Here is a 9,920-nt window from a genome sequence, read left to right on the forward strand (position 1 = left end):
CAAGGGAATGCACTGTGTCTGAGAATCGTTATTCGCTTCAAGCTTTTTTTAGAAAAGTCCAAAGATCGCGACTTGAAGCAAGGGCTTTTTGAGCTTGAGTCCGAGCGGATGCTCGACATCAATCTGAATGGTGAAGTGTGGGTCAAGATTGGGGGCGATGGTTGCCTATACGGGACAAGTGAAATTCGAAGGCGAAGGCGTTTTGTCTCGCGGTGTTGGCAATCTGCTAAAAAAGGCGATGTCGGGCGAGGGGACGTCGCTGACGAAGGTCACCGGACATGGTTCGGTATTTTGTGCCGATGCGGTTAAGAAGATCACCATGTTTTCCTTTTGCGTATTAACTCGTTACCTCTCCACCGACGAAGTCGGCGGAGAGGTCGCAGTCATATCACGCAGCCGAATGGTCATCAAACGACCAGCGGTTTTACAGTCCCGATCCGCTTAGACGTTTTCCGCTGCGGGGACTTCGAAGCCGCTGCGGTACTCGCGAGTCAACATCGCGTTGGCTTCGTCGTTGCCGATAAAATGCTCGGCTTCAGGATCAAACTTCAAATGAGCTCCCAGCGACATTGGGGTTTTCTCGAGATCGACACCGTTGGCCGTGAGATGCTCGACGGTCCGCTGAAGCGTTTCTTGGTTGTTGTCCAAGCTCTTGATCTTCGCGAGCGCCTTGCTGATCTCGTCGGCGGAGGCATGATTCTGTTCGCCAACGTAGTACGAAATATTACCAAGATGGCTGACGGCGGCCGACAAATGTCCGGTCTTTGCATCGGCGTTCAACGTGGATGCGTCCCGTGATTGGCAGGCGTCAATGAAGTTAGCAAAGTGAGCGTCGCCGACGTTACGCGTTTTGAATTCTTTGATCAGCTTTTTGCTCTTGTCAAACGCGGCGCAGTGATCATAGGACGTCTGCGCGACATAACCTTCGCTGCCGTAGAAAATCACGCCGATCTTGTTGCCTTTTCCTTTACCAAAGAAACTTTCGATTTCATCGCCCGAGGTGGTCGAGCAATCGAGTCCGCGAGTTTCAAAGACAAGGCACTTGTCTCCGTAATCGTAGATCGAAATCTCGGTGTTTCCAGTGTCGCCGGCATCGACATAATTTGGGTCGTTGCGTTCGGCTTGATATCCCAGACGTCCGCCGTAGGTAAGCACCGAATTCGGGTGGCGATCGACGCCCAATCCCCAACGCGCGATGTCGGTTTGGTGTGGGCCTTGATTCCCCAAGTCGCCGTTGCCGTAGTGACGTTGCCAATGCCAATCGTAGTGGAATTGTTTCCGCGTGACCTTCGGATCGGTGTAGCTCGCTGGCCCGCTCCACAAATCGAAATTTACTTTTTCAGGGATCGGGTAATCGCCCAAAGCACCGATCGATTTACGTCGTTTGTAACATAAGCCACGAGCGAAATTAACTTCTCCGATGCCACCGTCGGCAATGAACTGGACGGCGTCTTGACAGGCGCTGCTGCTGCGTGATTGAGTTCCGGTTTGGAACATTCGGCCGTATTTCTTGGCGGCGGCCACCAACGCGCGTCCTTCGTGAATGTTGTGGCTGATTGGTTTCTCGATATAGACATCTTTGCCCGCTTGCATCGCCCACACACCCATCAAGGCGTGCCAATGATTGGGGGTGGCGCAGGTCAGAATATCCAGACCATTCATTTCCAGTGCATCACGCACGTCGGTAAAGAATTCGGGCTTGCTGCCCTGCATCTCACTGACTCTCGCAACGCGTTGCTTTCCGACACTTTCGTCAATATCGACGATCGCGCGAATCTCGGTGCGTGGGTCGTGATTGAAGCCGCGGATATGCTCGTTGCCGCGACTGTTGACTCCGACGATACAAACACCAAGTTTGTCGTTGGGGCCTGCGGCATGGGCAAACCGCTGAGCACGGGGGAGCGATGCGGCAGCGATCGTGGCTGCTGCGGCCGAGCTGAACTGACGTCGAGATAGTTTTGGCATACTGATATCTTTTCCAGGTAGGAAGCAAAAAAGGTGGGACCGAGGCGTCCATTTTACCTGGAAAGAAAAGCGGGGTGGTGCGTTAAGCCACGAAAAATTGTGCTAACGAGCAACTCGTCCCCATCGCGATTCTGCGTCGCTCGGCGTTGCGAAAGTCGCGAAGACTTTGGTTTCACGGCGCATGCCCTCGCGCGAAACTGTTGGCGAGTTTCGCTGCGAGATGTATCACTGCGTTGATTTGCGGCGTTTAGCGACTGGTCGCCAAGCGGTTGATCATCGAGGGATCGGTCAAACTAGGCTGCATCGGATCAGCACCGGTCGTGCCTACCAACTCGTCCAAATAGCTACTCGATTCCGCATGGGCACGCATTTCCGATGCGTAGCCGAGTCGATCAGACAATTCCAAATCAATCATCGAATTGTTCTGTTTGGAATGCTCGATCATCGCTTCGAGTCGCTCTTCGAAAGCCTTCCAATGATCGATGTCACGAATCTGTTTCTTCTTTAAACGAGCGGCGTACCAGTCGCTTTTCAGCAACGAGTCTCGTGTAAACAATTCGCGAATTTCAGGATCGGCAGCGGTTTTTCCTTCGTGCTCGCCGTAGGCCATGATATTCAAAATGGCTTTTAGCGGAGGACATGCCAATTCGTAGCCGCCGTCTTCCATGTAGGCCAGCGCGACTCGTTTCTGAGCCTCGGTGATGTGCATGATACCGTCGACGTACGATTCGATGTCTTGCAGTTCTGGTTGCAGGATCTCGGGGGTAAAGACCTTCGACGGATTGTCAAACACGCGAGCTAGATAGGTGCGAACGAACCGCGTCGTGATGCGGTAGCCCAACCGGCTGGCGGGAACTCGCAAATCGCCATGGTCAAAATCTTCGACCTTTTCGAGCATCTTGTTGCGAATCATCTCCGCCGGATCGCGTTCTTCGGGACCGAGTCGACACCACACTTCGGGAATCAACAGCGAAATGTCATGCCCGACTTCGAAACGAGGTCCGACGTGCCCTGCGGCCGTGCTGAACCCACCCAGTCCGGTCAAAATCAGCGACACGACCGTTGAATTCAAATCGACTGAAGGCATCAGGGCGTTAAACGGCCCTTTGGTCAGAGCCCCTTCGCTACCCGCCCCCGTGGTGCTGGGGCTCTTGCCGGTCAATGAACAAACATAGTCCATCAATAACTCAGGCAACTCTTGGTAGTGCAGCGGCGAGTAGACGGCGAGTGACCGGAACCCAGCCTTCAAGTCTGGTGGATTGTTGCGACGTCCTGAAAGCACGGCGCCAACCGGAGCGTGGATCGGAGCATCTTCGGCCAGCCCACGATGCAATTGCATGCCCCGCATCGCGACGTAGGTGTCACGCGAATTGACCATGTCAGGCCGGTCTTGCAGGTAACGCGGGTTCTTAGTCGGAGCTCCGTTGACGATCCGTGGGTTCGCTGTGCTGACGACGTAACCCTCCTTGGCTTTGGCGGCTTTCGCCAGCATGGAAGCCATGGGGCCGGTGAATTTGTCAAATTCGATTGCGTCTTCGACGATTTCGCGTGCTTGTGCGGTCGTTAACGGTTCGAAATTACTGATGAAACTGCCAGGACGTGACAAATCAAGCTCGGTTTGTTTATCCAAGCCGCGATGCACCGCGTCATCGGGACGCTGGAACAATCGGTATTCACAATTTTCGACGAACTTGTAACTGCCCGACGGAGTGACCGCTTTGCCAACGTCACCCAGTACGTCAGCCGGCACGACCACACTGGCGCTGATATCGTCTTCACGCTGCACCTTGTCGGCCGCAATGAAGTCTTGTCGTAATTTGAAAGTACGCCAGCGGTTGTTATCCCAGCCGACTCGCAAATAGGTGCCGACTAACGAACGGTCGCCGATTTTCAGTTCATGGCCTGCGGATCCGTTGACGATATCCACGCCAAAATGCTCGTGCCAATTTTCTTCCATTCCCGAGCGAATGAAACGTTTGATGATCAACGCCATCGAGTAGACGTGTTCAGGAATCTCTCGCAGCCATTTGTTGTAGTCGTCGTTGTAATCCGGTGAAGGCGTCAGCAACTGAATCACACTGCCGAGACTACGATTGGGATCGAGCACAGGGCGACTTGGTTTTTCGGTATAGTCCGTCCGCCCGGTGTACTCTTTGGACCAGCGGTCGTGATAGGTTCGCGAAAAAATCTCGTCGAGTTTCGCAAAGTCTTTTTCACGGTCGGTGACAAAGATCGGGCCGTACAACATATAGTCACGAAGACTCTTGCTGATTTCGCTCTTTCCGCCGCCGCTAACCGTGCACGGTTTGTGACAGAAGATGCCTTCGCCGACGGAACCGACCAAACGCCAAGACGGTGCGTTGGGATGTTTTTCGAGTCGGATTTTGTAGCCACTTGGTGCGATATAGACATTGGCCGGTGAGAGCGGGATCCGCTCGACTTTGCCGTTGTTGGTCCACGTGACACAGCGTTCGATCAGCGTGACTTTGGCATTTTCAGGAATGTAGACGACGCTGGGATCGTAGCGGTCGATTCCGTATCCCTCGGGTTTGACGTCGATGAACGAAGTGTATTCACTTGCGACATCCGAGAACCGGCGGCCGTTATAGCGGCGACTGTTCACTTGGAATTCATCGCCGAGCGAATAGGAGGCAAATGCCAACGCGCCGCCCGAATGCTCCTCTTCGCATCCACCCATCAAGTTGGTGGCGTAGCTGAGTTGCGTTTTGACTTCCTTTTTACAGTAACCGTAATAGTTGTCGGCGATCAGCGTGACAATCACGCCCGACTCGTCACGGCAAGTGAGTTTGAAAGCGCCCCCGTCGTTGTATTTTTCTTCGGGGTCTTTCCAGCACATCGAATCGCGACGTTGGCGTTCGTTCGCATCGTCGTAATGCGGCAAACCAAGTTCTTTCTTGGTCATGCTGGTCAAATGCGTCGCCAGGATCACACATCCGGTGTGGCCGCTCCAGTGCAATACGTCCAATCCGGCATCGTTGCGACTGCTGAGCGGGTCGCCAGCGTTTCCGAAAATTGTTTCGACAAAATCAAGGTTACTGATCAGTGAACCCGGAGCAAAGAAACGGGTCTCCATCGTTTTCTGGGCACCGAATCCAGGGACCTCGGGGCACACAATCGGACGCAGCAGCAACGAAACCCAAGTCAACGAGGGATTCGACGAGGTGGAGGTGTAAGGCAGCGACATCATGTCGTCTGGAGGCGTCATCGCTGCGCGGAACAATTTCACGAACACGCTTTTGGGGACAACCCGTTTGTCGCTTGGGATCGGCAATCCACCGTCGACGACATGAAACGTGCCTGCCGTCGTGCGGCGATCGGCGCGAGGATTGTTTAGCACGCCGTTGAAGCAGCGGTACGAGCTGACAAGCTCATTTTGGAATTCATGTCCGCCCGCAGGCAGACTCAACTCGCGGGCCATGCCGTGACGATCGAGCGTCAAGGTGCGACCAGGCAACCGCAACGGGTTGCCGTCGGTGACGTCAGCGAAATACTCATTAAGAAAGTTTTCGATTCGCGAATCGACCGGCGCACGATACTCCGACAACAATCGATTCTTTTCTCGCAGACTCTCTAGAATCCCGGCCGAGAAAGTCGTCATCGATTGGTCTTGCTCGCTGTCGGGCGGCATCAGACCGGCGGACGCAAGTTGAAGCGTGATGTAGTTGCGTAGGTTTTCTTTCGCCGCCGGGGTATTCGACAGGTCTCGGTCCCACCCCAAAGCTCGTTGAAGTTCTTCCTTTTCGGACTCGCCGCACTGCAAGGTGGGGATTTGTGATGACAACATTGCCTAACTCCTGAGCTTAGGGGATTTGAATTCCGCCTTTTGAATTCATACGGTCATGATGCGGCATCGTCAATGAAAACGTCGCAGAGGATGTTATACACCACACAGCCATTTCACGAACAGCATGCAAGCGGTCGGTTAGGTGTAGACAAAAAAGAAACCCTCGCCGGTGCGGAGCACCAAAGAGGGTTTCAGGTTCAATTCATTATCAAACGAATCAACAATCCGTCGATTCGGCTTAGTACTCGTCGTTCTCTTCGGCTTCGCGATCATAGGTGAAGTCGGTTCGTTCGTCGACCGATTCATAAAATCCCTGAATCACGTCGTTCGTCGATCCACCGCCCGCGAGCATCGCCATCATGCGATCGCGTGGGTTTTGGAAAAGAACTTTCAGTTCATCCAAGCTCGGTTGAAAATTGGTCGGTTTGACCACGTAGACGACGCTTTCGGGCATGTTCATTGCAACCGCGTACTGATTCACTTCGGAATTGAACACTGCTTTCATGAATTCTTCGCCCACCGAGTTCAATTCGGGGACGTTACCAATGGACGCACCTTGGAATCCAAACGAATCGAGCCAGCTGAAGGGGCCGAGACCCGATTTGACTTCGTCTTTGTTTTCCTCGGGGACGAGTTCGCTCAGTTCCGCTCCGCTCTTGTTCGCTTTGGCAGCAAGCTCGGCTGCGGCATCCATCGCCAATTTGCGAGCTTCGCTTAACCGAACCGCAGCGATCACTTCATCTCGAACCTCTTCGAGTTTCGGTGTGTACGCTTTTTGTTCGTCGATCTTCCACGAAATGTAGGTCTTGCCACCACGGTCATCGACGGTGCGAAGCGGCGAATAGAGCACTTGCCGAGGCACTATTCCGATTTGCGTTTGCCCGCCGTACATGAACGTGGTGAATGCCGGACCGCGACGCATTTGCTGGGTACCAACTTCGACCGTTTGTGCAATCGGTTCGGCTTGGATCGAAAACTCGGTGTAAGGGCCGATCTTTTGATAGCGGAATCCGAATTTTTCACCCATCTTCTTCAAATCAAATGGCTTGAGCTCTTCGACTTCGAGTCCGTTCTTTTTGTCGCTGCTGTAAATCGCATGCTGATTGAAGTAGCGTCGCATCTGCGAAAACATTTCCGCAGTTGCTTTGCCCATTCGTTGTTCGGCGATCGGTCGTGCCAACGAGTCAGCAATCTGTTCGCGAACCGCTTCGAACGATTCGGTTTCAGGTTTTTTCGGTTCGGGCTTCTTGGCTTCGGGTTGGGGCTCTTCGGCAGCCGGTTTTTCGTCCGACTTCTCTGCCGCAGGCTCTTCTTTCATTTCCGGCTTGGCATCGTCCGCAGCTTTGTCATCCGCCTCGGGGGCTTCGGATTTTTCTTTCTGCGAATCCTTCGCAGGCTCTTCGCTCACTGCTTCGTCAGCCGCATCGGCTTCTTCCGCGGCTGCGTCGGTTTCACCTTCGTCGCTGGTGTCTTGGAAAGCGACCAAGCGGATGCCGTTGTTGGCAGCCATCGATTTGCCGCGACTCGAAGTCTTTTCAGATTCTTCGCTTGCTTCGTCACTGGACTCTTTAACTTCGGCTTCAGCATCGGGAGCTTCGGCTTCAGGGGCTTCAGGGGCTTCACTGGTCGAATCGGTTTCGGTTTCGGGTTTAGCTTCTTCCTTTTCCGCCGATTCCTTTTCCTTCTTCTCTGCCGCCGGTTTTTCGTCCTTCGACTCGTCCGCTTTCTTTTCGTCGCTTGGCGTTTCGGTGGCCGGTTCGGTTTCCATCACCTCGGTTTCAACAAGTTCGGTTTCAAGTCCGTCTGCGAGTTCCGATTCGTCGGTCGCAGCTTGTTCAGCCGCAGGGTCTTCGGGCAGCTGGAAATCGCCGCCAGCGAGTCGACGCTCGTATTCGGCACGCAGTTCCTCTTCGCTGAATTTGACCGCCTCTTCGTCGATGAATGATTGCAGATCCGCGACCAGGTATTCAAATTGGGCGGTGTATTGACGATGAAAGGCGGGCGCGGGCGATTGATCGTTCGGATCGGTATCCTTGCCCTCTTCGTACATCGCTTTGATTGCCGATTCGCTGGGGTTGGGATCGGTTTTGCTGACGAAGCTTTCGACGGGGATGCCATAAGCAGTCGCCGTCGCTTCGCGGTTGAGCTTCAAAAAGTTGGTCCACTCTTCGGCGGGCGTCATGATCGGCATTTGCCCGGCCGCAACCACGGCGAAGCCCGCTCGGTTGTACAAATCGGCCAACAAGTGGCTGCGGAGTTGCTCGTACAGATGGACTCGGCCCATTTGGTTGCGAGTGCTTTCCATCAGCATCGCGTCGATCTGTTTGTCGGTAAAGCGATCGTCGACAAACAGATTCAACCAAGCTCCGATTGCCGCATCGTCAAGCTCGAAACCCGCTTTGTTGGCTTCCGAGGCGAATTGCATCGTTTTCAGCGACAACTGTTCGCTGGGCATCTCGCTGATTCCGATCGACGCGACGCGGTTGTTCTGGTCGTCGTAGCGGAAGCCTGGGGTTTTAGGCGACCCACCCGCTGCGACCGTTTTTTCCGCTAACTCACGCAAAAACCGCACTGTCGACTGGTGATTTTGCGTCATGTACGAAATGCGATTCTGAGAAATTTCGATTCCGTCAAAACTGGCAAGCTTCGCGTCTCCCCCACCTCCCGTATTTTGACGCAAATAGGTGTCCAGTGCGGGGAGCACGACAAACGAGAACATCGCCAACATGATCAGAAAGACCATCATTGGCTTGAGGTTCTTACGAAAGATTTCGAACGGACTGTTGTTCATAGCAGACTCTTTCTGGCTTCTTTTTCTGGCGAGGACGCAAAGCACGGAGTTTTTTCAGTGCTTTGGGGGATTGTCCGATGGGGTTTTCCGTAAATTTTCTAAAAAAATCGCTCGGTCGATGACTACAAATTTATCGCAATCGCATCCGGAGTGATCTTGACAACAAGCCGCGATCGACCAACTCTCTGTCAGAAGCAATGGCTCATGACCAAGCGTGCCAACCGAGATGCAAAGCGTATCGCCCCTCAATTTAGAGGGTCAAGGCGAGTATCGCATTCGCATCCATGGCGTACTGTGTATTTGCGTACTGTGTTGTTGTACTGACTTTCGGTCCATTTCGTCTAACCCTAACCACGTCGTTTTTTTGTATGGCTAAAAGCACGGGCAAAAGTTTGGTGATCGTCGAATCACCAGCCAAAGCACGCACGATCTCGAAATACTTGGGCAAAGGCTATCAGGTCGAGGCAAGTATTGGGCATATCCGAGACCTTCCGGGTGGCGCCAAAGAGATGCCGGAAAAGTACAAAAAAGAACCTTGGGCCTACCTGGGGGTGAATACCGAGAACGATTTCGAGCCGATCTACATCGTTCCCGATGACAAAAAAAAGCAAGTCAGCAAGTTAAAAGCGGCGCTTAAAGATGCCGACAGCCTCTATCTCGCGACGGACGAAGACCGCGAAGGAGAAGCGATCAGTTGGCATCTTTACGAGATTCTGAAGCCGAAGGTTCCCGTTCATCGACTGGTTTTTCACGAGATCACCAAGGATGCGATCCAAAAAGCGATCGAGAATCCTCGCGAGATCGATGGCGGATTGGTCGACGCCCAAGAAACCCGCCGCATCTTGGACCGTTTGTACGGTTACGACGTTTCGCAGCTACTTTGGAAAAAAGTCGGTCGCGGGCTGAGTGCCGGTCGCGTGCAAAGTGTTGCCGTTCGCTTGATCGTGCAGCGCGAACGCGAGCGGATTGCCTTTGTCGATTCGACGTACTGGGATCTCGAAGCGACGTTCGACACCGCCTCGAAAGAGTCGTTTAACGCAACGCTGGCGACCGTTGATGGCCGAAAAATTCCCTCGGGCAAAGATTTTGACTCCGAAAACGGCAAGCTGAAAAATCCCGACTTGCTGCAGATGAACGAGGCCGAAGCGACGGCGCTGGCCGAGCGGCTTCGCAGTGCTGACTTCAAAGTCACCAAAGTCGAAGTCAAACCGTTCACCGAACGTCCCAAAGCACCGTTTACCACCAGTACGCTGCAGCAGGAAGCCAACCGCAAGATGGGCTTCACCGCTCGGCGGACCATGCAGGCGGCCCAGCGGTTGTACGAAAACGGTTACATCACTTACATGCGTACCGATAGCA

5 protein-coding genes are annotated in these 9,920 nt (G+C 53.7%); 2 read left to right on the forward strand and 3 right to left on the reverse strand.

Annotation, left to right across the window (positions count from 1 at the left end):
• Nucleotides 1–157: 157 nt before the first annotated feature.
• The gene (locus ABX962_RS20230; protein ID WP_372721830.1) at nt 158–445 is read left to right on the forward strand and encodes a hypothetical protein; all 288 of its coding nucleotides are present in this window, start codon (nt 158–160) and stop codon (nt 443–445) included.
• Here the strand turns inward: ABX962_RS20230 and ABX962_RS20235 are convergent.
• The 3 genes from ABX962_RS20235 to ABX962_RS20245 form a co-directional block, all read right to left on the reverse strand.
• Nucleotides 442–1,965, reverse strand: coding sequence for a Gfo/Idh/MocA family oxidoreductase (locus ABX962_RS20235; protein ID WP_372721831.1), 1,524 nt, complete (start codon nt 1,963–1,965; stop codon nt 442–444). The genes ABX962_RS20230 and ABX962_RS20235 overlap by 4 nt on opposite strands.
• Nucleotides 1,966–2,212: 247 nt before the next feature.
• Nucleotides 2,213–5,770 (reverse strand): hypothetical protein, encoded by a 3,558-nt coding sequence (locus tag ABX962_RS20240; protein WP_372721832.1) that lies wholly within the window; start codon nt 5,768–5,770, stop codon nt 2,213–2,215.
• A 238-nt stretch (nt 5,771–6,008) separates the two neighbouring features.
• Nucleotides 6,009–8,561, reverse strand: a complete 2,553-nt coding sequence (locus tag ABX962_RS20245) for a hypothetical protein (RefSeq protein WP_372721833.1) — start codon at nt 8,559–8,561, stop codon at nt 6,009–6,011.
• A 368-nt stretch (nt 8,562–8,929) separates the two neighbouring features.
• Here ABX962_RS20245 and ABX962_RS20250 point away from each other — a divergent pair.
• The coding region (locus ABX962_RS20250; RefSeq protein WP_372721834.1) for a DNA topoisomerase at nt 8,930–9,920 on the forward strand (991 nt) is incomplete at its 3' end.

Source organism: Novipirellula sp. (assembly GCF_041583735.1).
Classification (GTDB): domain Bacteria; phylum Planctomycetota; class Planctomycetia; order Pirellulales; family Pirellulaceae; genus Novipirellula.

Bases quoted from the DNA above. Each gene is read 5' to 3' on its own strand.
- ABX962_RS20240 (WP_372721832.1), bottom strand. From the start codon at position 5,770: ATGTTGTCATCACAAATCCCCACCTTGCAGTGCGGCGAGTCCGAAAAG.
- ABX962_RS20235 (WP_372721831.1), bottom strand. From the start codon at position 1,965: ATGCCAAAACTATCTCGACGTCAGTTCAGCTCGGCCGCAGCAGCCACG.
- ABX962_RS20230 (WP_372721830.1), top strand. From the start codon at position 158: ATGGTTGCCTATACGGGACAAGTGAAATTCGAAGGCGAAGGCGTTTTG.
- ABX962_RS20245 (WP_372721833.1), bottom strand. From the start codon at position 8,561: ATGAACAACAGTCCGTTCGAAATCTTTCGTAAGAACCTCAAGCCAATG.